22 protein-coding genes and 1 riboswitch are annotated in these 20,447 nt (G+C 75.2%); of the genes, 10 read left to right on the top strand and 12 right to left on the bottom strand.

Going from position 1 to position 20,447, the window contains the following annotated elements; translation table 11 throughout:
* Positions 1-11 precede the first annotated feature (11 nt).
* Positions 12-1,151, bottom strand: coding sequence for an FUSC family protein (locus tag O2V63_RS13525; protein ID WP_269168084.1), 1,140 nt, complete (start codon positions 1,149-1,151; stop codon positions 12-14).
* A 187-nt stretch (positions 1,152-1,338) separates the two neighbouring features.
* On the opposite strand from O2V63_RS13525, the gene O2V63_RS13520 reads away from it, so the two are divergent.
* Complete coding sequence (locus tag O2V63_RS13520) at positions 1,339-3,756, top strand: SpoIIE family protein phosphatase (protein ID WP_269168083.1); 2,418 nt, start codon at positions 1,339-1,341, stop codon at positions 3,754-3,756.
* 11 nt (positions 3,757-3,767) lie between these two features.
* Here the strand turns inward: O2V63_RS13520 and O2V63_RS13515 are convergent, their stop codons facing one another.
* The 7 genes from O2V63_RS13515 to O2V63_RS13485 all read right to left on the bottom strand — a co-directional run bounded on the left by O2V63_RS13515 (position 3,768) and on the right by O2V63_RS13485 (position 9,046).
* Positions 3,768-4,208, bottom strand: coding sequence for an ATP-binding protein (locus O2V63_RS13515; RefSeq protein WP_269168082.1), 441 nt, complete (start codon positions 4,206-4,208; stop codon positions 3,768-3,770).
* A 146-nt stretch (positions 4,209-4,354) separates the two neighbouring features.
* Complete coding sequence (locus O2V63_RS13510) at positions 4,355-4,942, bottom strand: thiamine phosphate synthase (RefSeq protein WP_269168081.1); 588 nt, start codon at positions 4,940-4,942, stop codon at positions 4,355-4,357.
* Complete coding sequence (locus O2V63_RS13505) at positions 4,939-5,766, bottom strand: thiazole synthase (protein WP_269168080.1); 828 nt, start codon at positions 5,764-5,766, stop codon at positions 4,939-4,941. Before O2V63_RS13505 ends, O2V63_RS13510 begins: the two co-directional genes overlap by 4 nt.
* A 1-nt stretch (position 5,767) precedes the next feature.
* The gene (gene thiS, locus O2V63_RS13500; RefSeq protein WP_269164040.1) at positions 5,768-5,974 is read right to left on the bottom strand and encodes a sulfur carrier protein ThiS; all 207 of its coding nucleotides are present in this window, start codon (positions 5,972-5,974) and stop codon (positions 5,768-5,770) included.
* A complete protein-coding gene (thiO, locus tag O2V63_RS13495; protein WP_269168079.1) occupies positions 5,971-7,083 on the bottom strand; it encodes a glycine oxidase ThiO in 1,113 nt (370 codons plus the stop codon). Before thiO ends, thiS begins: the two co-directional genes overlap by 4 nt.
* The gene (gene thiE / locus O2V63_RS13490) at positions 7,080-7,706 is read right to left on the bottom strand and encodes a thiamine phosphate synthase (RefSeq protein WP_269168078.1); all 627 of its coding nucleotides are present in this window, start codon (positions 7,704-7,706) and stop codon (positions 7,080-7,082) included. The genes thiO and thiE overlap by 4 nt, the downstream gene beginning before the upstream one ends.
* Positions 7,703-9,046, bottom strand: a complete 1,344-nt coding sequence (locus tag O2V63_RS13485; protein ID WP_269168077.1) for a purine-cytosine permease family protein — start codon at positions 9,044-9,046, stop codon at positions 7,703-7,705. Before O2V63_RS13485 ends, thiE begins: the two co-directional genes overlap by 4 nt.
* Positions 9,037-9,147: riboswitch (TPP riboswitch) on the bottom strand. (Overlaps the previous gene by 10 nt.)
* 45 nt (positions 9,148-9,192) lie before the next feature.
* Between O2V63_RS13485 and O2V63_RS13480 the strand changes: the two genes are divergently transcribed.
* From O2V63_RS13480 to fabG, 5 genes are all read left to right on the top strand, one after another.
* Entirely contained in the window at positions 9,193-9,801 is a 609-nt protein-coding gene (locus tag O2V63_RS13480) for a TenA family transcriptional regulator (protein WP_269168076.1), read from the top strand.
* A complete protein-coding gene (locus O2V63_RS13475) occupies positions 9,798-10,427 on the top strand; it encodes a TenA family protein (protein ID WP_269168075.1) in 630 nt (209 codons plus the stop codon). Before O2V63_RS13480 ends, O2V63_RS13475 begins: the two co-directional genes overlap by 4 nt.
* Positions 10,427-11,104, top strand: coding sequence for an ABC transporter ATP-binding protein (locus O2V63_RS13470; protein ID WP_269168074.1), 678 nt, complete (start codon positions 10,427-10,429; stop codon positions 11,102-11,104). The genes O2V63_RS13475 and O2V63_RS13470 overlap by 1 nt, the downstream gene beginning before the upstream one ends.
* A gap of 162 nt (positions 11,105-11,266) precedes the next feature.
* Complete coding sequence (locus O2V63_RS13465) at positions 11,267-12,712, top strand: DUF6297 family protein (RefSeq protein WP_269168073.1); 1,446 nt, start codon at positions 11,267-11,269, stop codon at positions 12,710-12,712.
* Positions 12,713-12,775: 63 nt separating this feature from the next.
* Complete coding sequence (gene fabG / locus O2V63_RS13460) at positions 12,776-13,531, top strand: 3-oxoacyl-ACP reductase FabG (RefSeq protein ID WP_269168072.1); 756 nt, start codon at positions 12,776-12,778, stop codon at positions 13,529-13,531.
* Between the two features lie 96 nt (positions 13,532-13,627).
* Here fabG and O2V63_RS13455 read toward each other — a convergent pair whose 3' ends face one another.
* Positions 13,628-14,422 carry an SDR family NAD(P)-dependent oxidoreductase gene (locus tag O2V63_RS13455; RefSeq protein WP_269168071.1) on the bottom strand — a complete coding sequence of 265 codons (795 nt, stop codon included), beginning with the start codon at positions 14,420-14,422 and terminating at the stop codon, positions 13,628-13,630.
* A gap of 26 nt (positions 14,423-14,448) precedes the next feature.
* Here O2V63_RS13455 and O2V63_RS13450 point away from each other — a divergent pair, with 26 nt between their 5' ends.
* From O2V63_RS13450 to O2V63_RS13440, 3 genes are all read left to right on the top strand, one after another.
* Complete coding sequence (locus O2V63_RS13450) at positions 14,449-14,928, top strand: hypothetical protein (RefSeq protein ID WP_269168070.1); 480 nt, start codon at positions 14,449-14,451, stop codon at positions 14,926-14,928.
* 218 nt (positions 14,929-15,146) lie between these two features.
* Positions 15,147-16,085: a hypothetical protein gene (locus tag O2V63_RS13445; RefSeq protein ID WP_269168069.1), complete on the top strand. Its 939-nt coding sequence runs from the start codon at positions 15,147-15,149 to the stop codon at positions 16,083-16,085.
* A 5-nt stretch (positions 16,086-16,090) separates the two neighbouring features.
* Entirely contained in the window at positions 16,091-16,471 is a 381-nt protein-coding gene (locus O2V63_RS13440; RefSeq protein WP_269168068.1) for a GntR family transcriptional regulator, read from the top strand.
* Positions 16,472-16,598: 127 nt separating this feature from the next.
* On the opposite strand, the gene O2V63_RS13435 is transcribed toward O2V63_RS13440, so the two are convergent.
* The gene (locus O2V63_RS13435) at positions 16,599-17,153 is read right to left on the bottom strand and encodes a dihydrofolate reductase family protein (protein ID WP_269168067.1); all 555 of its coding nucleotides are present in this window, start codon (positions 17,151-17,153) and stop codon (positions 16,599-16,601) included.
* Positions 17,154-17,336: 183 nt separating this feature from the next.
* A complete protein-coding gene (locus tag O2V63_RS13430) occupies positions 17,337-17,744 on the bottom strand; it encodes a VOC family protein (RefSeq protein ID WP_269168066.1) in 408 nt (135 codons plus the stop codon).
* A gap of 61 nt (positions 17,745-17,805) precedes the next feature.
* Between O2V63_RS13430 and O2V63_RS13425 the strand changes: the two genes are divergently transcribed.
* On the top strand, positions 17,806-18,798 hold the full coding sequence (locus tag O2V63_RS13425) for a helix-turn-helix transcriptional regulator (protein WP_269168065.1): 993 nt from the start codon (positions 17,806-17,808) through the stop codon (positions 18,796-18,798).
* Between the two features lie 262 nt (positions 18,799-19,060).
* Here O2V63_RS13425 and O2V63_RS13420 read toward each other — a convergent pair whose 3' ends face one another.
* Positions 19,061-20,359, bottom strand: a complete 1,299-nt coding sequence (locus O2V63_RS13420) for an Nramp family divalent metal transporter (RefSeq protein WP_269168064.1) — start codon at positions 20,357-20,359, stop codon at positions 19,061-19,063.
* Between the last annotated feature and the right edge of the window lie 88 nt (positions 20,360-20,447).

Here is a 20,447-nt window from a genome sequence, read left to right as displayed (position 1 = left end):
CGTCGGTCGGGTCAGTCCGGCGCCTCGTCCTCGGCCAGCTCCTCGGGCACGACCGCGGCCAGGCAGCGCCGGATCGCCAGCGCGACGCTGCTGGCCGCGAACAGGTCGTCGTCGGTGCTCTGCCTGGCCCGCCGCAGTTGCACCTCGAGGGCGTGCAGCTCGTCGTAGGCGGCGCGGGTGGTGTCCGGCGCGGCCGCCGGCCCCTCCACCGAGCGCAGCACGTCGGCCAGGCCGGTCAGTGCCGAGGCCGCGGAGGGCCGCAGCGCCGGGCCGAGCGCCACGTGGGAGACGTCGGCGGTCTCGGTCTCGGCGATCAGCTGGGTGAGGTCCTCCACCATCAGGGTGAGACGCTCGAGCGCCCGGGCCTGGGCGTACTGCCGGTCGGCGTCCTGCTGGTGCCGGCGGGCCCGGAGGTTGCCCCGGCGGGCCTCGTCGGTCTGCTGCACCGCCGCACGCATCTGGGCCAGCACGGGGTCGATGGTGTGGATGCGCTCGCGCCACTCGTCCTCGGTGGGCGGGTGCTCCTGCTGCAGGCCGTCCGCCAGGTCCTCCAGCTGGGCGGCCAGCAGGTCGCGCAACCGGCCGAGCTCGGTCTGCGAGGGCGCCAGCGGCAGCGGCGGGAAGACGGCGAGGACGGCGGTCCCGATCAGCGCGCCGAGGAAGGTGAGCCCGGCGAAGCCCAGCACGTAGTCCACCGGGTCGCTGCCGCCGATGATCAGCACGAAGAGCGCCGAGGTGGGCACCCAGCTGCCGGAGCCCCCCAGCCGGTGCCAGCCGGCGAGGAGCATCCCGGCGGTCACCACGACGCCGATCCTGGCCACGTTCGGCACGGCCAGCGCGTCGACGGCCAGGGCCACCGCGGCGCCGATCGCGATGGCGGAGACCGATTGCGCCGTGGACCGGGCCGACCCGGCGAGCGTGCTGGAGATGGCGATCACCGCGCCGAACGGTGCGTAGTAGGGGTACTCCTGTGCGGGCTGGGGCAGCAGCTGGATGAGGGCCCAGGCGATCGTCGCCGCGACGGCGGCCCGCAGGGCCAGGCCGATCTGCGGGTTCCGGGCCCAGGTGCGCTCCAGGGCACCGGACCAGGACCGGGGATCCCATCGACTCGGCCGCCGGTTCGGCGACCGGGGGGCGGCGGTTCCCTGCACCCGGCCATCGTCCCTCGCCGACGGGGGATCCGCGCGGCACGCCCCCGCGACCGTTCCGGGCGCGAGCAGGCATGATCGGGTCCGGTTGCGGCGGCGAGGGGCCCCGTCCGAGTCGCACGGGAGCGAGGGCGGGGGACAGATGGCGCTGGACGACCCCGCCCGCGGGGCAGCTGCCCGTGCTGCGGCGGTGGCCGCCGGCCCTGTGGTGCAGCGGCTGGCTGACCTGGCCGTCCGGCTGCTGGGGCCCGACGTCGCCCAGGTCTCACTCATCGGTGAGGTGCAGACTGCGGCCGTCGTCAGCGGTCCGGGCGCCGGGCGGCCGGGTACCGAACTCCCGCTGGCCGCGTCGCTGTGTGCCGTGACCGTCGAGCTGGGGCAGCCACTCGTCGTCCGGGACGCGGCGGTGGACCCCCGGGTCGCGGACCGGTTGCCGATCAGCGCAGGTGAGGTCGGTGCCTACCTGGGGGTGCCGCTGGACGGCTGGCAGGGCGCCCTGTGCGTCTTCGGCGCAGCGCCCCGGGACTGGACCGACCGGGACGTCGCCGTGCTGGAGCTGCTCGCCGAGTGCGTCGCGGCGGAGCTCCGGCTGGCCGAGGTCAGCGCCGAGTCGGAGGCCGCCGGGTGGCGGTGGGCCCTGGCCATCGACGCGGCCGAGATCGGCAGCTTCGACTGGGACGCCGTCGGGGACCAGCTGACGTGGGACGACCGGCTGCTCGCCGTCTACGGCTGGGACCGCCCTGCCTTCCCCGGCACGCTGAGCGCACTGATCGAGCGGCTGCACCCGGACGACGCGGAGGGCGTGCGAGCGACCATCAGCACGGCGTTGACGACCGGCGAGGGATTCGACCAGGAACACCGGGTCCGGTTGCCCAGCGGTGAGGTCCGCTGGGTGCGCGCCCGGGGCCGCGCCGTCCTGGACGACGCGGGGACGGCCGTCCGGGTCGTCGGGGTGGCGCACGACTCCACCCAGCGGCGGCGGGCCGAGACGCAGGTCTCCCGGGTGCTCGAGTCGATGCCGGCGGCCTTCTTCTCCCTCGGCCGGGACTGGGCGTTCACCTACGTCAACGTCGAGGCCGAGCGGCTGCTGGGCAGTGGGCGGGAGGTCCTCCTGGGCGGCGACCTCTGGGAGTTCTTCCCCGATGCGGTGGGCAGCGACTTCGAGGTGCACTACCGGCAGGCGATGGAGAGCGGCGAGCCTTCGGTGTTCCAGGCGTGGTACCCGCCGCCGCTGGACAGCTGGTACGAGGTGCGGGCCTGGCCCAGCGCCGAGGGCCTGTCGGTGTACTTCCTCGACATCTCCGAGCGTCGCCGCGCGGAGGAGGCCACCCGACGGGACGCCGAGCGCCTCGCCCTCCTCGCCCGGGTGTCGGACACCCTGTCCACCGCCCTCATCGACCGGCGCGGCGCGAGCGGCGCGCTGCAGGAGCTGACCCAGGCCGTGGTGCCCGGCCTCTGCGACTGGGCGATCGCCAGCCTGGTCGAGGAGGACGGCCGGCTGCACGACGTGGCCAGCTGGCACCGGGACCCCGCCGCGCGCCCGGTCGCGGCCAGCTATGCCCGGCTCCGGCTGGCCGCGCTCACCAACACCGCCCCGATCGTGGCCGCCCTGGCGACCGGCGAGCTCACCGTCGTCCCCGACATGGCGGCCGCCGTGGGCAACGTGCTGCCGGCCGGCGAGGTGCGGGAGGCCTACTGGACGCTGGACCCCGGCACGGCGGTGGCGCTCGCGTTGGTCGCCCGGGGGCGGGTGCTCGGGGCGATGACCCTGTACCGCGGCCGGGACCGGGCCCCGATGGACGCCCGGGAGCGCGAACTGCTGCGCGAGGTCGCCGACCGGGTGGCGGTGGCGCTGGACAGCGCGGCACTGCAGGAGCAGCAGCGCCGGATGGCCGAGGAGCTGCAGCGCAGCCTGCTCACCGACCCCCCTGAGCCCGAGCACGCCGAGATCGCCGTGCGGTACGTGCCCGCCGTCCAGGCCGCCCAGGTGGGCGGTGACTGGTACGACGCGTTCCTCCAGCCCGGTGGGGCGACGGTGGTGGCCATCGGCGACGTCGTCGGCCACGACACGGTCGCCGCCGCGGCGATGGGGCAGCTGCGCAGCCTGCTGCGCGGCATCGCCTACAGCAGCGGTGGCGGACCGGCGGCGGTGCTCTCCGACCTGGACCTGGCGATGGAGGGGCTGCAGGTGCGCACCCTGGCCACCGCGGCCGTGGCCCGGCTGGAGCAGGTCGACCAGGTCCGCGGCGAGACCCGGCTCCGCTGGTCCAACGCCGGCCACCCGCCGCTGCTGGTGCACACCCCCGACGGCCGGGTGGAGGTGTTGGCCACGGAACGGGCCGACCTCATGCTCGGGGTCGAACCGACCACCTCCCGGCGGGAACAGGTGACGGTGCTCGACCCCGGCTCCACCGTGCTGCTGTACACCGACGGCCTGGTCGAGGGCTCCGACCTGCCGCTGGACGACGGCGTTGCCCGGCTGGTCGGGCTGCTCGCCGAGCTGGGGGAGCTGCCGCTGGAGGAACTGCTGGACGCGATCGTCGCGCGCTTGCGCCCGCAGGGGTCGGAGGACGACGTCGCACTGGTCGCCGTCCGGCTGCGCTGCTGACCTGAGCCGGCTCAGCGGCGGGGGAGCAACGCCCAGACGCTCTTCTGGTCTCCGGTGAGGTGCCAGCCGTGCGCGTCGGCCATCTCGGCGATCAGGTACAGGCCCAGCCCGCCCAGGCTGGGGTCACGCCCGACAGCCGGCTGTGGAGGGCGCTGGGCTGCGGAGTCGCGCACCTCGATCAACCAGGCCTGCGGCGTCCGCTGGACGCGGGCGAGCACCCCGCCACCCCCGTGCCGGAGGGCGTTGGAGGCCATCTCGTCGAACGCCAGGACGACGGCCTCGTCGAGTTCGGCGGCCGCACGGTCGCCCCGGGACTCCTCGGCCAGCCCGCGGCGCAACTGGGCACGGACCCTGGGGAGTTCGGCCACGGTGCTCAGCGTCCACTCCCAGCCGTCCTCGGCCGGTGGTGGAGGGGACGACGGCCACGCAAGGCTGGTGCGCTCGCCCGTCACCCGGTCTCCTCGCTGTCTGGCCGCGGCTTGCATCACGGCGAACCCCTGTCTTGTCTCGGCAGAGACAGGTCTAATCATGAACTCGATGTGATGCCCACCTCACCGGTCCGGGGTGGGTCGCGCCAGTCGAGCGGCGCGTCGCCCGCTCAGTCGGCCAGTGCGGCCAGTGCGGCCAGATGATCGTGTACGGAGGACGGGTCGCGCATCACCCCGCCCATCACCGCGACCCCCCAGGCGCCGGCGGCGAGGCAGCCGGGGACGTCGTCCGGGCCGATGCCGCCCAGGGCGAAGACGGGCGGCCCGAGCGGGATCAGCTCGGCCAGGCCCGGGAGCCCGAGGGCCGGGCCGTGGCCGGGCTTGGAGGCGGTCAGGAACACCGGGGACAGGAAGGCGTGGTCCACGCCCTCGGCCCGGGCCCGGGCCAGTTCGGCGGCGGAGTGGCAGGAGCGGCCCAGCCAGCCGGGCCGCGGCGCCGGCAGCGGGTCGGCCGCCGACAGGTGGACGGCGGAGCGCCCCGCACTGCCGGCGGCCCCCGCCCACACCAGGACGCCGTCCACCGGGTCCAGCAGGGCCTGCAGCTGCCCGGCGAGCCGCGACCGCTCGGCGAGGGGCAGGTCCTTCTCCCGCAGCACCACCGCCCGGGCCCCGGCGTCGACGGAGGCGGCCACGGTGGCGGTCAGGCTGCCCCGGCACTGCGTGCGGTCGGTGAGCACGAGCAGCCGCGGCAGGCTCACAGCTCCGGCAGCCCCTGCATCGACGTCGACGCCTCGGCCAGCCAGCGGCGCGGGATCCGGCCCGCGCCCCGGGCCAGCCGGCCGCCCTCGACGGCCTGCCGCATGGCCAGCGCCATCTGCACCGGCTCCCGGGCCCGGGTCACCGCCGACGCCAGCAGCACCGCGTCGCACCCGAGCTCCATCGCCAGTGCGGCGTCCGAGGCGGTGCCGATGCCGGCGTCCAGCACCACCGGCACGCTGACCTCCTCGCGGAGCAGCGCGATGTTGTAGGGGTTGCGGATGCCCAGCCCGCTGCCGATCGGCGCGCCCAGCGGCATGACGGCGGCGCAACCGACGTCGGCCAGCCGCCGGCCCAGGATCGGGTCGTCGGTGGTGTAGGCGAGCACGGTGAAGCCGTCGGCGACCAGCTGCTCGGCGGCGTCCATCAGCTCGACGGCATCGGGGAGCAGCGTGCGGTCGTCGCCGATGACCTCCAGCTTGATCCAGTCGGTCCCGAACGCCTCCCGGGAGAGCTGGGCGGTCAGCACCGCCTCCCGGGCGGTCTGGCAGCCGGCCGTGTTGGGCAGCAGCCGCACCCCGCAGCGGTCGAGCACCTCCAGCATCGTGCTGCCCGCGGCCGCCTCGACCCGGCGGAGCGCCACGGTCACCAGCTGGGTGCCCGAAGCGCGGACCACCCGCTCCAGCACCTCCAGGCTCGGCAGGCCGCCGGTGCCCAGGATCAGCCGGGAGGTGAACGTCTCCCCGCCCAGGGTGAAGGGATCGGCTGCCTCCTCCTGCTCGAGGGCGGGAGCCAGTTCCTCGGTCAGTTCGCGGTCCTCTTCCATCTCAGCCTCCTGCGGTGGGGGCGAGCACCTCGAGGCGGTCGCCGGGGGAGAGCTCGGTCGTCGCCCAGCTGCTGCGCGGGACGACGTCGCCGTTGCGTGCGACCGCGACCCGGTCGTGCCCGCTGGTGCGGTCGGCGACGAGCGCGGCGACGGTCGTGCCGTCGGCCAGCTCGACCGGGCTGCCGTTGACGGTCAACGAGATGGTCATCGGTGGGGGAACCTCTCGACGGTGAACGGTGCGGCGAGCTCGGGCAGCTCGCCGGTGGCCAGCAGCTCGGCGACGAGGTCACCGGTCACCGGGGTGAGCAGGACGCCGTTGCGGTGGTGGCCGGTGGCCAGCACCAGCCCGGGGAGCGTGCTGGGTCCCAGCAGCGGGGCGTTGTCGTCGGTGCCGGGCCGCCAGCGGGCGAGGGTCTCGACCAGCTCCAGCTCGGTCACCCCGGGCACCACCTCGATCGCGTCGTGCAGCAGGTCGTGCACCCCGCCGGCGGTGACGGTGGCGTCGAAGCCACGGTCCTCCGTGGTCGCCCCCACGATCAACCCGTCCTCGCCGTAGGGCACCAGGTAGACGTGCCGGCTGCGGACGAGCGCCCGCACCGTGCCGCTGAGCAGCCCCGCCGCACCGGCCATCCGCAGGATCTGCCCCTTGACCGGCCGGATCGGCAGCGGCGGCACCCCGGGGAGCGTGTTGCTGTGCGCCCCCAGGGCCAGGACGACGGTGCCGGCGGCCAGCTCCTCGCCGCCGGCCAGCTGCAGCCCGGTGGCCCGTCCGCCGGCGACCTGCACCCCGGCCACCCGGTCGCGGACCAGGCGCACCCCGGCGGCCTCGGCGGCTGCGGTCAGCGCGCGGTGCAGCGCCCGGCCGTCGACCGAGTGGTCGCCCTCGACGGCCAGCCCACCGCGCAGCCGCGGGGTCAGCCCGGGCTCCCGGCGGCGGGCCTCCCGCGGGGTCAGCCGCTCGACGGCCAGCCCCAGCTCCTGCTGGTAGCCGTGCAGCGCGTCCAGCGCCCGCGCGTCGTCGGCGTCGAAGCCGACCACCAGGGTGCCGGCGGTGCGCAGCCCCACCGGCAGGCCGCTGGCCGCCTCCACCTCGGCGGCGAACACCGGGTAGCGCTGCAGGGAGGTCAGGCACAGCCGCAGCAGCGCCTCCTCCCCGTAGGCCGCCTCGGTGACCGGCGCGAGCATCCCGGCGGCGGCCGCCGAAGCGCCGGCGCCGGGGGCGTCGTCGACGACGGCGACCGACAGGCCGCGCTGCGCCGCCCGCCAGGCCACCGACAGCCCGATCAGGCCACCGCCGGCCACCGCCACGTCGATCACCGGGCGCCCGCCAGTGCGCGCAGCAGCTCGGCCGTCGCGGCGCCCGGGTCAGCGGCGGCGGTGACCGCACCCACGACCGCGACCCCCGTGGCGCCGGCGGCCAGCAGCTCGCCGACCCGCGCCGCGGTGACCCCGCCGATGGCGATCACCGGCACCGGCACCGCCGTGGCCACGGCACCGACCCCGGCGACCCCGATCGGGTCGGGGAGTCCCGTCTTGGTGGTGGTGGCGAAGGCCGGGCCGACGCCCAGGTAGTCCGCGCCCTCGGCCACCAGCTGTCGGGCCAGCTCGGGGTCGCGCGCCGTGCCGCCGAGGAGGTGCCCCGGCCCGGCCACCCGCCGGGCGGCGGCGAGCGGGAGGTCGCCGGCGCCCAGGTGCGTCCCGTCGGCGCCGACGGCCAGGGCGACGTCGACCCGGTCGTTGACCAGGCAGGTGGTGCCCGCCGGCCGGCAGAGCTCGACCACGGCCCGGGCGAAGTCGTACAGCACCCGGTCGCTGCAGCCCTTCGCCCGCACCTGCACCACCGGCGCACCGGCGGCCACCGCGGCGGCGACCACGGCCAGCGCTCCCGGCCCGCCGTCGGCGTCGGTGAGGACGTGCAAGGGGCCCAGCGGGGAGGTCATGCCCGTTGCCGCCCGCGGCGGGCGCCGAGCAGCGCGATCACCGCGGTGAGCAGCGCGGCGACGGCCAGGCTGATCAGCGAGGCCGACCAGCCGTTGGCCGGGTCGATGCCCAGATCGGTCTGGCGGGCGGTCCACCAGGTGGTCCAGCCTGCGCCGACGCCGGAGAAGAAGGTCGGCAGGGTCAGCTGGTAGGCGACGAACCCGGCCAGCCACGGCAGCAGGTAGACCAACCGGGCCGGGGCGGTGTCCGAGGTGTCCCACCGGCCGGGGGCGCTCAGCGCGTAGGCGACCAGGAAGACGCCGATCAGCGGCACGAAGACCGCGCCGATCAGGAAGAGGAACGGCTCGTAGGCGACGATGTCGAAGCTCAGCGCGAGCAGGGTGGCGGTGGCACCGACGCCCAGCGCGAGCAGCCGGCGGTCCAGCCGGGCCACCACGTTCTGCGCCGACACGGCCGTGGAGTAGACGTTCGCGAACGCCTCGTCGAGCTCGACCGTGATGAGCACCAGCACGGCGAGGGCGCCCAGCGGCACGGCCAGCAGCGCGTCGATGACGTCCAGCCCGGAGCTGCCGTAGGCCGCCAGCGCCAGCACGCCGAGGGTGAACATCGCGACGGTGGCCAGGCCGTAGCCCAGGGCGGCGCTGGTGCCGGCGACCCGGCCGCTGCGCACGTGCCGGGTGTAGTCGGCGGCGAGCGGGAACCAGGAGATCGGCAGGGCGATCACGATGTCGGTCGCCGTCCAGAAGGACGCGGCGCCGCCGCCGTCCAGGGCCGCCCGCGGCTCGGACAGCACCTCGACGAACAGGTAGGCGATCGCGGCCAGCGCCGCCCACACCGCGTACCGGGACAGCACCTTGACCACGCCGAGGGGGCGCAGCGCCATCGCGGTCGCCAGGACGCCGGCGACCAGCACGAACGGCCAGCGCGGCGCGTCCAGCACCCGGGACGCCGCCTCGGCGATGATCACGATCTCGAAGGTGGCCCAGCCGATGCACTGCACCAGGTTCAGCGCGGTGGGCAGGTAGGAGGCCCGCCGGCCGAGGAGGCCGCGCAGCAGCACCATCCCCGGCACCCCCTCCCGGGCACCGGCGGCGGCGGCCAGCCCCAGCAGCGAGGCGCCGATCACCGCGCCGACGACGATCGCGCCGAGCGTGACCGACAGCGGCTGCCCGGGCAGGACGACGTAGACGGCGGCCACCGGCAGCAGCAGGCTGATGCCCAGGTTGCCCCACAGGCCCGCGGACTCGCGGAAGCCCAGCGTGCGGGCCGGTGGCTCGGTCAGGGTGAGCGGTGCGTCCGCGTGGGACGCGCTGGTGTGGACGGTTCCGGACGTGCTCATCACGGGCTCCCTACGCCGGCATTACCCGGTCAGGTTCCAGCGGTCGGCGGCGCGTCAGCCGCCCTCTCAGCCCGGTCCTCCGAGCTCCCGCACATGGCTCGACGCCATGACGGGGTCACCATAGCCACCTCGTTAGAGTCCGCGCCGTGCCGGTCACCGAGCTGCTGCAACGTCATCCCGAGATCTGGCGCGGGGCCACCGCGCACCCGTTCCTGACCGCGGTGCGCGACGGGTCGCTGCCCGCCGGCGCCTTCGACACCTGGCTGGTGCAGGACGCGCGCTTCGTCGCCGACCTGCTGCGCTTCCAGGCCCGGCTGCTGGCCCGCGCGCCGCGGCCTGCGCAGGCGGTCCTGGCCGGGGGCCTGGTCGCGCTGGTCGAGGAGCTGGCCTGGTTCGAGGAGCAGGCGGCCGCCCGCGGCCTGGACCTCACCGCCCCCGCGCTGCCCGCCACCGCGGCCTATGCCGAGCTGCTGCAGCGGCTGGACGCCGCCGAGGTGCCGGTCGCGCTGACGGCGCTGTGGACCATCGAGCGCACGTACCTCGACGCCTGGACCACCGCGCTGCCCGGGGCCCCGGCCTACCGCGAGTTCGTCGAGCACTGGACCGTGCCAGGCTTCGCCGGTTACGTCGCCGGCCTGGAGGCGGCGGCCGACGCGGTCGGCGGGGGCAGGGACGCGGTCTTCCTCGACGTCGTCGCTGCCGAGGTGGCCTTCTGGGACATGGCGCTCAGCGATGCGGCGGTGCAGGGGCCGTGAGCCTCGCCGTCGGGCTCTGGGCCGAGAACGCCGACCTCGCCGCCGTCGCGCTGGCGCACCCGTTCGTGCAGGGCATCGCCGACGGGAGCCTGCCGACCGACCGGTTCGCCGGCTACGTCGCCCAGGACGCGTTCTTCCTCGAGTCCTTCGCCCGCGCCTACGCCCTCGGCGCGGCGCACAGCCCCGACCGGGCCGGCCTGGACGTCTTCGCCGACCTGCTCGCCGGCGTCCGCGAGGAGCTCCGGCTGCACGAGGGCTACGCGGCGCGCTGGGGCATCGACCTGGCCGTGGTCGAGCCGCTGCCGGCCACGCTGGCCTACACCGAGTTCCTGCTCGCCACGGCGGCCCTGGGGGGTGCGGGCCTGACCTGTGCGGCGATGACGCCGTGCATGCGGCTGTACGCCCACCTCGGGCAGTCGCTGGCCGGCCGCCCGGCCACCCCGTACACCGAGTGGGTCACCACCTACGCCGACCCGGCCTTCGAGGAGCTGGCGGCCACGCTGGAGCGGCTGCTGGACGACACCGCGGCCGACACCCCCGCGGTGCGGCGCGCCTACCGCCGGGCCATGGAGCTGGAGATCGGCTTCTTCGACGCCGCGTGGCGCGGTGGTGCGGGGCCCGGCTGATGGTCCTGCTGGCCGCCGAGCAGCTGTCGGTCGGTTACGGCGACGAGCCGGTGTGCGCCCCGGTGACGGTGTCGGTCGCGCCCGGGACGGCGGTCGCACTGGTCGGCCCGAACGGCGCGGGCAAGTCCACCGTGCTGCAGACGATGGTCGGCCTGCTGCCGCCGCTGACCGGGACGGTGCGCTTCGCCGGTGGCCCGGTCGACGAGCGGGACGCCGGCTTCCGCCGGGCGGTCGCCGGGGTGCTGGACGACGACGCGTTCTTCCCGTCACTGACCGGTGCGGAGCACCTGCTGCTCACCGCCCGCGCCCACGGGGTCACCGACGCCGAGGGGGTGGTCGAGGCGGAGCTGGCCGCCTTCGGGCTGACCGACCGGGCCGGCGCGCTGCCCTCGGCGCTCTCTTCCGGCCAGCGCCGGCGGCTGGCGCTGGCCGGCGCGCTGGTGCGACCGGCCGACCTGCTGGTGCTCGACGAGCCGGAACGCCGACTGGACACCGGGATGCGCCGGGCGCTGGCCGACCGGCTCGCGGCGCTGGTGGACGCCGGCGGTGCGGTGCTGTTCGCCAGCCACGACCCGACGTTCATCGGCACCCTCGCCGACCAGGCCCTGGTCATCGGTGAGGACGAGTGCCCGGTGGTCGCACCCGAGGACGCCGTCGCGGCGCTGCAGGAGGGCTGAGCCACGGCAGCGACGGCCCCGCTGCGGGCGCGGCCGGCGGAGGAGTGGAGCGGCACCGCCGTCCGCCGGTACACCCGCCGGGCGACGGCCTCCCGCGCCGACACCAGCTGGCTGACCCGGGTCGGGGACACCCTGTCCGGCCTCACCTCCGCCGGGGTCTTCGTGGCGCTCTGCGGGGGCACGGTCTCCAGCCTCCGCGAGCAGATCGCCGCCCGCCCGGCCGCCGATGCGGCGGTGCTCCCGGGTTCGCTGACCGCGGTGGCCGTCGCGCTGTCCCTGACCGCCGGGCTGACCGCGCTGCTCGCCCGGCTCGGACCGGTCAGCGCCACGCCCGCGACCGTGGTGTGGTGGCTGCCGCTGCCCGCGGGTCGCCGCGGACTGCTCCGCGGCGAGCTGCGCCGGGCGGTCGGCCTGGCGGTGGCGACGGCGCTGGTCGTCGGCGTCCCGGTGGTGCTGGCCTGGAACCGGACACCGGCCGGCGTCCTCGCCGGGCTGGCAGCCGGTGCGCTGCTGGCGGTGACCGCCGTCGCGGTGCTCGTCGTCCGGCAGGCCGGTGGTGGCGGCCGCTGGGTGCCCGCGGTCGCCGGGGCGGTCACCGCGCTCGCCCTGGTCGGCCCGGCCGTCGCCGGGTGCGTGCTCGCCGGGCTGGGGGTGGCCCTGCCGGACGTCGCGGGTCGGGCCTGGTCCTTTCCGGCGCCGGTGGCGCTGGGGCTGCTCGGTGCGCTGCTGGGGGCCGCCGTCCTCTGCCTGGTCCTGGCCGACCGCCGGCTGGCGGACCTGTCCGCCGGTGCGCTCCGTGCGTCGGGGGAGACCGCGCAGTACGCCACCGCATCGGTCTTCTCGCTGGACACCCGGGAGCTCGGCCGGGCGCTGGGGACGACGGTGCACCGGCCACGGCGGCCGCTGTCCTGGCGCTGGGTACAGCACCCCTGGCAGGCGGTGGTCGCCGGCGACCTGGCGGTGCTGGCCCGGTCCCCGTGGCGCTGGGGGCAGCTGGCGGTCGGGGCGGCGCTGCCGGTGCTGGCCGCGCGCACCGAGGGGCTGGCCGAGGTGCCGGCGCTGGTGGCGGTGACCGTCGTCCTCGGCTGGTGGACAGCCGCCACGTCGCTGGGTGAGCCGAGCCGGCGGGCGTCCGCCGCGCCGGCCGCCGACCGCGGGCTGCCGCTGGGTGGCGCGGCGGTCGTCTGGGCCCGGGCGGTCGTGCCGGCCGCGGCGCTCGTGGGAGTCTGCGGGGCCTCGGCGCTGCTCGTCGGCCAGGGCACCGGCGCGCCGGTGGCGTGGCTGACGTTGGGCGCGGTCACCGCACCGGCGTGGGCGGGAGCGGCCGTGCGCGCCGGCTACCGCCCGGACCTGGACTGGTCCGGGCCGGTGCTCGCCTCGCCGATGGGCGCCGTGCCGGTCGGGGTGAGCAGCACGCTGGTGCGCGGGCCGGACGTCGGCCTGCTGGGCACCACGCCGGTCGCCCTGGCCCTGCTGCTCGGCACCGCTCCCTGGTGGCTGGTCGGCGCCGGGCTGCTGTGGTCGCTGGCGCTGGGCGCGCTCGCCGTCGGCACGGCCCGGCCCGGCCTGACCCGGCCGGGTGCGGGCGCCCCGCGTGCCTGGTGCTAAGCAGTGGGGCAGGACGGCGGGCCGGACGACTGGGCCCGCCGACGAACTCGACGAGGAGATGCAGTGGCTCAGCAGCGGACGGCGATCATCACGGGAGCGGCGCGCGGGATCGGCGCGGCCATCGCACGGCGGTTCGCCCAGGACGGGATGGCGGTCGCCGTGCTCGACCTGGACGAGGCGGCCTGCGCGGGCACGGTCGAGGAGATCCAGAAGGCCGGGGGCGAGGCGCTCGCGGTGGGCGCGAACGTCGCCGAGGAGGAGTCGGTCGAGGCCGCGGTGGAGCGGATCGCCGCCGAGCTCGGCGCGCCGACCGTGCTGGTGAACAACGCCGGCATCACCCGCGACAACCTGCTGTTCAAGATGACCGTTGCCGACTGGGACGCCGTCATGGGCGTGCACCTGCGGGGCGCCTTCCTGATGAGCAAGGCCGCGCAGAAGCACATGGTCGAGGCCGAGTTCGGCCGGATCGTGAACCTCTCCAGCGTCTCGGCACTGGGCAACCGCGGCCAGGTCAACTACTCCGCGGCCAAGGCGGGCATGCAGGGCTTCACCAAGACCCTCGCCATCGAGCTCGGCCGGTACAACGTGACCGCCAACGCGATCGCCCCCGGCTTCATCGAGACCGAGATGACCGCGCAGACCGCCGAGCGGGTCGGCGTGCCGTTCGAGCAGTTCAAGGAGATGGCCGCCAAGCAGATCCCGGTCGCCCGGGTCGGCCAGCCCGAGGACATCGCGCACACCGCCTCGTTCCTGTGCAGCGAGGGTGCGGGCTTCGTGTCCGGCCAGGTCATCTACGTCGCCGGCGGCCCCCGCGCCTGATCCCGGGCCCGCAGCACTGATCAGGTCCCCTGATCACCGACTGTCCCCCTGCACCAGCGTTGGTGCGGGGGGACAGTCATCGATCAGGTCACCTGATCACTGCTCGACGGACGGCGGCGGCGCGTCGCCGGGCCGCCTGGTCACGCCGCGGCGGGCGAGCTCGGCGGTGAGCCGGGTCCACACCCGCACCGGGAGCAGCCGGGCCAGCTTCATCGCGACCATCATCGGCACCGGGAAGACGACCTCGGCCTTGTCCCGGGCGATGCCGTCGGCGATGGTCCGGGCGGCGGCGTCCGCGGGGACCTTGAACGGCATCGGGTAGGTGTTCCGGTCGGTCAGTCGGGTGGTCACGAACCCCGGGTTGACGATCTGCACGACGACGCCCCGCGGGGCGAGTGACCCGCGCAGGCTCTCCAGCAGGTTGATCAGCGCCGCCTTGCCCGCGTTGTAGGCCTCCGATCCGGGCAGCCCGCGGTAGCCGGCGACCGAGGCGACTCCGACGACCCGGCCACGCCCGGCGGCCAGCATCTGTGGGACGACGGCCTCCATGGTGTGCACCGCGCCCATCACGTTGACCTGCAGGTGGTCGGCGAACAGCTGCGAGTCCCACGGTTCCACGTGGAACGACGACCAGGTGCCGGCGTTGAGCACGGCGACGTCCAGCCCGCCCAGGGCCTCCCGCACCCGCTCGCCGGCCGCCACGGTGGCCGCCCGGTCGGTGACGTCCACCGGGACGACGACCATCCGGCTCCCCGCCACCTCAGCGAGCTGCTCGGCGTTGCGGGCGCTGATCGCCACCCGGGCCCCGCGGTCGGCCAGTTCCGTCGCCAGCGCCGCGCCGATGCCGGTCGAGGCGCCGGTCACCCAGATCCGTGCACCGGAGATCTCCATGCGGCCCAGCCTGGATGATGGCGGGCATGGCAGCACGCAAGAAGCCCTCCGCCGGACCGGCGCCGCGGCTGGGCCACGGTGAGTTCGTGGCCTACCCGGGTGGCCCGACGGCGATCTACGACCTGCTGGAACGGCTGAGCGAGGTGGCCGGGGACTCGCCGGACTTCGGCACCCCGGGGATCAGCCTGGATCGCAAGCGGCTGACCGTGCGCTGGCACGGCGAGCTGCCCGAGCGGGTGCTGGCCCTGCTGGCCGACCCGGGCTTCGAGGTGGCCGTCCAGCAGACCCCGTACCGCCCGGGTGGGCTCCGGGCCGAGGCGGAGCGGCTGCTCCGGGAGCACCCGGGCGTCCTCGCCGCCGCCACCGCCCGCCCGGAAGGCGACGGCATCGAGGTGCTGGTGCCCCCGGCGGTCGCCGAACCCGCCGGTGGCGCGGACCAGGCGGTGGCCGGGATCAGCAGCGACGTTCCCCTGTTCGCCGAGGTCGGCGAGGCCCCACCACCCTGACGGTCCAGCCGTCCCAGACGACGCGGTTCGTCGCGGGGCTCTTGCGCGGTTCTGCCTGCTCTCGCGCCGATGCACGAGCCCAGCAGTGCAAGGAGCCGCGCAAGGGCGAGGCGCACGCCGGGCGCCGGGCGCCGGGACCGCAGCCTGTTTGCCACCTGGGGTCCCATCTGTCATTGTCTCGATCAGTTGACACAATGACTCAGTGACGGGATCGGTTGATGCGACTCCTCCCCCTGTTCGGCCTGCTGGTGATCGTCGTCGCCGTCGTCGTCGCCGCGATGGCGCTCCGTCGTCCCTCACAGCGCAGTGAGGCGACCGTGGCCGAGGCGCGACGCCACGCCGGGCGGATCTCGCTGGTCGCCCTGGTCGCCGGGGTCGTCGCGGCGTTGGGCGCGGGCTACACCGCCAATCTCTCCTGGATCACCGGTGAGGCGCTCGCGGGGCGGGCTGGTGTCGCGCTGATCTCGATGCCGCTGGCGTTCGGGCTGGCGCACACGGGGACCGTGCTGGTCGGCGAGCTGACCTGGCCGAAGCCGGCGGGCGACGTCCGGCGTGCCCGACTGGTACGGCGCGGTCTGCTCGACTCGGTGCCGCGCTGGCTGCTCCGGCTTGCGCTGGCGACGCTGGCCGCCGGTCTGCTGATCGTCGTCGCAGGCGCGTTGCTGTCCGGCCCGGATGGCCGCACCGTCACCGTGACCGCCGCCGACGGTCAGCTGTCCGGAGCTGCGGCACCGTTCGCCGGCGTGGACTACGGCGGGCCCACGGCCGCAGGACTCGTCTTCCTGGCAGCGCTGACCTTCGCCGCGCTGTGGGTGGTCGCCGAGCGGCCCGCGCTGGGCACGGCGGACGAACGTGCGGAGGCAGTGCTGCGTCGGGCGTCCGCCCACCGCGTCCTGCGCGGGGCGACGACGGCGGCGCTCGTCGCCGTCGGGGGACTGCTCACGGTCAGCGGGTTGTCGATCCGCAACGCGGCCATGAGCGTCGTGGAGACCGGGTCCGTCAACGGAGTGGCCGTCGGCGCAGCGGTCGGCGCGCTCCCCTGGATCGGAGGGTTCCTCGCCGTCCTCGGGTTCCTCGCCATCCTGGCCGGCGTCGGGCTGTTCACCGCTCGCGCGCCGCGGCGGCCGGCCGATGCCCCACTCCCCACGGGCCACTGACCACGGTGGACATCACCGTCGACGTCACGAGCCCGACGCCGCCGTACGAGCAGATCCGTGCGCAAGTAGCGACGTTCATCCACGGCGGGCTGCTGTTGGACGGCGCCAGGCTGCCTACGATCCGCGCTCTCGCCGCCGACCTCGGCGTTGCGGTGGGCACGGTCGCGCGGGCCTACCGGGAGCTGGAGGCGACCGGATTGGTGGCGAGCCGGCGGCGCACCGGCACGGTGGTCACCAGCCCACCGGCGGTCCCTCCCCTGCCGGACGACGTCCGGCAGGCCGCGGCCGAGCTCGCCGAACGGGCCGTCCGGGCGGGGCTGGACGACGGGACCACGGTGGCCGTGCTGCGTTCGGCGCTGGTCGCGGCGATGCGGTCAAGGACGTGAACCCCGTGGAGCCCGCCCGGCCGCCTTCCGGGGGCACGGAGCCTGCGTCCGTGATCGCCGCCCGGCAGCTGGCCGAGGAGGCGAAGCAGCAGCCGCGGCGGGTGCGCCGACGCCGGATGCAGTCGAGTCAGCCGGCGGGTGGGCCGTAGGTCAGGTGGGCCACCTCGTTGGACAGGCTCTCGGTGCCGATCAGGCTCATCGCCTGCGACGTCCCCTCCGGGAAGAGCCGGATGCCCGTCCCGACGGCCAGCGGGTAGACGTAGAGGTGCAACTCGTCGACCAGCCCGTCGGCGAGCAGCGCGCGCACCAGCGTGGCGCTGCCGCTGACGTACAGGTCGCCGTCCGCCTCGTCCTTGAGCGCCCGGATCCGGTCGGCCGAGTAGCCGCCGATCACGGTCGAGTTCCGCCAGACCGACTCGGCGTCGGTCATCGTGGAGCTGACCACGTACTTGCAGGTGTCGTTGAAGAACGGGGCGCCCTCGTCGTCCTCCACGGTGCGGGTCGACCAGGCCGGGGCGAACATCTCGAAGGTGTTCCGGCCGAGCAGGATCCCGGTCGAGGAGCCGGTCAGCGCGCCGATCGAGGCGGCCAGGTCGTCGGGGAAGCCGTACTCCATCGTCCACATCGGGGCGTCGACCACCCCGTCGACGGTGGTGAACTCGTGGACCTTGATCGCGCCCATGTCTCGTGCTCCTCGGTCGGTGCTCGGCGGTGTCGTAGCTGAGACGGCGCCCGGCGCCGTTCCTCATCGGCGATGCGGTGCTCAGCCGTAGCTGGGGTCCACCGGGGTGGAGGGCTGCACGGCGACAGCGTCGAGGTCCAGCGCGTCATCGTGCCGCCCGGTGGTGCGCGAGCCCAGTGGGCGTCAGGCCGGGTGGTGACACACCGCCTCCAGGTTGATCCCGTGCGGGTCGTCGACGAATCCGCCGTAGTAGTCGGGGTGGTACTCCGGGCGGACGGCGGGTGCTTCCCGTTCGGTGGCGCCGGCGGCCAGCGCGGCCTGGTGGAACACGTGCACCTCGTCCCGGGTGTCGACGGTGAAGGCCAGGTGCATGTTGGTGCCCACGGTGCCGTCGTCGACGAGCCAGAAGAACGGTTTCCGGTCGGACCAGCCATAGCCGGTCATCGCCGGGCCGTGGTCCCCGGCCGGGACCACCAGCATCTGGGCGATCCCGATCGAGGCGAGGACCGGCTCGTAGAACGCCATCGCGGCGGCGAGGTCGGGCACAGCGATGTTGAGGTGGTCGATGCGGGAGCCTGATCTGTCGGTCATGGGAGGACCGTCGCAGCGGTCGAGGACGCCGGGTGTCCGCGACCGGGGTCAGAGTGGGGCCGTGGCCACCACGTCGTCCCGTGCGCTCACCTTGCTGTCGTTGCTGAGCACCGGCCGGGCCTGGTCCGGGCGGGAGCTCGCCGGCCGGCTGGCCGTCAGCTCCCGGACCCTCCGCCGCGACGTCGACGCCCTCCGGGAACTCGGCTTCCCGGTCACCACCTCCTCGGGGCCCACCGGCGGGTACCGGCTGGCGGCGGGCGGCACCCTCCCGCCGCTGCTGTTCGACGACGAACAGGCCGTCGCCGTCGCGCTGGCACTGCAGACCGCACCCGTCACGGTGGCCGGTGTCGGGGACGGCGCGGCCCGGGCGCTGACCACCCTGCGCCAGGTGCTCCCGGTCCACCTCCGGCCGCAGGTGGACGCGCTCCGGGTCACCGCCATCCCGAACGTCTGGGAGTTCGCCGCCCCACCGATCGACCGCGCCACCCTGGCCGCCGTGGGTGACGCGGTCCGCCGCGGCCACCTGCTGCGGTTCGACCTCCTCGGCCCCGACGGTCACCGTCCCGAGCCGGGGAGCACCGACTTCAGCCCGCCGCTGCGGGTCGAGCCGCACCACCTGGCCGTCTGGGCCGGCCGTTGGTACCTGGTCTCCTACGACCTGGCCGCCGGGGGCTGGGTGGTCCACCGGGTGGACCGGATCCACCCGCTCGCACCGACCGGGATGTCGTTCGAGCGCCGGCCGCTCCCCGCGGTCGACGTCGCCGAGTACGTGGTGAACCGGCACGACCGAGGGGACACCGTCGCCCGGTGGCCCTGCACGGGCAGCGTCCTGATGGAGCTGCCCGCCGATCTGGCCGCCCGCTGGGCACCGGCCGGAGCCGTCGTGGAGCGCGTGTCGGCCCGCCAGTGCCGGTTCACCGTGGGGGCGTGGTCGTGGGCCGGGGTCGTCGGCATCCTCGCCACCTTCGGTGCGGACGTCTCGGAGGTGGAACCCGACGAGTTGCGGGCGGAGATGGCGGTCGTCTCGGCCCGGCTGGTGGGGCACCTGAGTTGATCGGACGTCCGGGTCAGGCGGAGATGCTGCGCACCACGCGGCGAGGAGGACCCGGGGAGCCCCGTCAGGACCGTGCGGCGGCGTGCCAGTCGGAGTGCACCTGCTGGGCCTCGTAGGCGACGAGCGCGCCGCACCGCTGGCACACGGGGAGCCGGACACCCCTGGAGCTCTTGCTGAACCCCTCCAGGAGAGGGGCCCGATCGACCCCGAGGTACGTCGTGGCCGTTCGTAGGAGTCCCATGACCGGAGCGTGTCACGCCGATCAGCCCAGGAAGGTGCTCACCAGCAGGTAGCCGTTCAGCGCGATGATCAGCGCGGCGACCACCGAGCCGGTGAGCGTGGTGACCCGCCGGTTGACCCAGCCGCCCATCAGGTCCTTGCGGGAGGTCAGCCACAGCAGCGGCACCAGGGCGAACGGGATGCCGAAGCACAGCACCACCTGGGACCAGACCAGCGCCGTCGTCGGGTCGCCACCCAGGCCCAGCACCAGCAGCGCCGGGGCGAGGGTGATCAGCCGGCGGACCAGCACCGGGATGTGCCTGCGCAGGAAGCCGGCCATCACGACCTGGCCGGCGTGCGTGCCGACCGAGGAACTGGCGAACCCGGCGGCGAGCAGGGCGATGGCGAAGGCGAGGGCCGCGCCGCTGCCGAGCTGGTCGCCCAGGCCGGCGTGCACGCTCTCCAGCGACTCGATGCCGTCGCCGGAGGTGAACAGCTGGGCGGCGATCACCAGCATCGCGGCGTTGACCAGCCCGGCCAGCCCCATCGCGATGAAGACGTCGATCCGCTGGGCGCGCAGCAGCCCGCGCCGTCCGGAGTGCGACCTCCCCGCGGTGACGGTGTCGCCGTACCGGCCCGGGGTCAGCGCGGAGTGCACGTAGATGACGTGCGGCATCACCGTCGCGCCCAGGATGCCGGTAGCCAGCAGCAGGCTGTCGGTGCCGGCGAAGCTGGGCACCATGCCGGAGGCGACGCCGCCCGGGTCGACCCCGGCGCCGATCAGCGTGTAGACGAAGCCGCCACCGATCACCAGCAGCAGCCCGGTGATCACCCGCTCGAACGGCCGGAACCCCCGCGACTGGGCGGCCAGCAGGACGAACGCGACGATCGCGGTGATGATCCCGCCCATCCACAGCGGCACCCCGAACAGCAGGTTCAGGGCGACCGCCCCGCCGACGATCTCGGCCAGGTCGGTGGCGATCGCGACCGCCTCGGCCTGTGCCCACAGTCCCCAGGTGACCGGCCGGGGGAACCGCTCGCGGCAGCAGGTGGCCAGGTCCCGACCGGTGGCCAGCCCCAGCTTGGCGGTGAGCGTCTGGATGAGCATCGCCATCAGGTTCGCCGCGACGATCACCCACAGCAGGGTGTAGCCGAACGAGGCGCCGCCGGAGAAGTTGGTCGCGAAGTTGCCGGGGTCGACGTAGGCGACCGCAGCGACGAACGCCGGCCCGAGCAGCGGCCACAGCCGCCGCTTCACCTTCGGCGCCGGTGGGGTGGCCCGCGGCAGGGTGCGCGGCAGCGTGCTGGTGAGGACGGCGGCCTCGGTCTTCGACAGGTACACGGGGACCTCGCGGGTGGCTGGAGCGGGGCGGTCGCTCCTGTCCTGCCCGACCCGTGGGGGCCAACCGGGCCGACCTGTGGCCCCCGGG

The organism is Modestobacter sp. VKM Ac-2977, assembly GCF_026968045.1.
In the GTDB taxonomy this organism is placed as follows: Bacteria; Actinomycetota; Actinomycetes; order Mycobacteriales; family Geodermatophilaceae; genus Modestobacter.
This window is presented reverse-complemented; position numbering and strand designations above follow the sequence as displayed.

Bases quoted from the DNA above. Each gene is read 5' to 3' on its own strand.
- O2V63_RS13505 (WP_269168080.1), bottom strand. From the start codon at position 5,766: ATGGAAGAGGACCGCGAACTGACCGAGGAACTGGCTCCCGCCCTCGAG.
- thiS (WP_269164040.1), bottom strand. From the start codon at position 5,974: ATGACCATCTCGTTGACCGTCAACGGCAGCCCGGTCGAGCTGGCCGAC.
- thiE (WP_269168078.1), bottom strand. From the start codon at position 7,706: ATGACCTCCCCGCTGGGCCCCTTGCACGTCCTCACCGACGCCGACGGC.
- O2V63_RS13485 (WP_269168077.1), bottom strand. From the start codon at position 9,046: ATGAGCACGTCCGGAACCGTCCACACCAGCGCGTCCCACGCGGACGCA.
- O2V63_RS13470 (WP_269168074.1), top strand. From the start codon at position 10,427: ATGGTCCTGCTGGCCGCCGAGCAGCTGTCGGTCGGTTACGGCGACGAG.
- O2V63_RS13455 (WP_269168071.1), bottom strand. From the start codon at position 14,422: ATGGAGATCTCCGGTGCACGGATCTGGGTGACCGGCGCCTCGACCGGC.
- O2V63_RS13450 (WP_269168070.1), top strand. From the start codon at position 14,449: ATGGCAGCACGCAAGAAGCCCTCCGCCGGACCGGCGCCGCGGCTGGGC.
- O2V63_RS13445 (WP_269168069.1), top strand. From the start codon at position 15,147: ATGCGACTCCTCCCCCTGTTCGGCCTGCTGGTGATCGTCGTCGCCGTC.
- O2V63_RS13435 (WP_269168067.1), bottom strand. From the start codon at position 17,153: ATGGGCGCGATCAAGGTCCACGAGTTCACCACCGTCGACGGGGTGGTC.
- O2V63_RS13430 (WP_269168066.1), bottom strand. From the start codon at position 17,744: ATGACCGACAGATCAGGCTCCCGCATCGACCACCTCAACATCGCTGTG.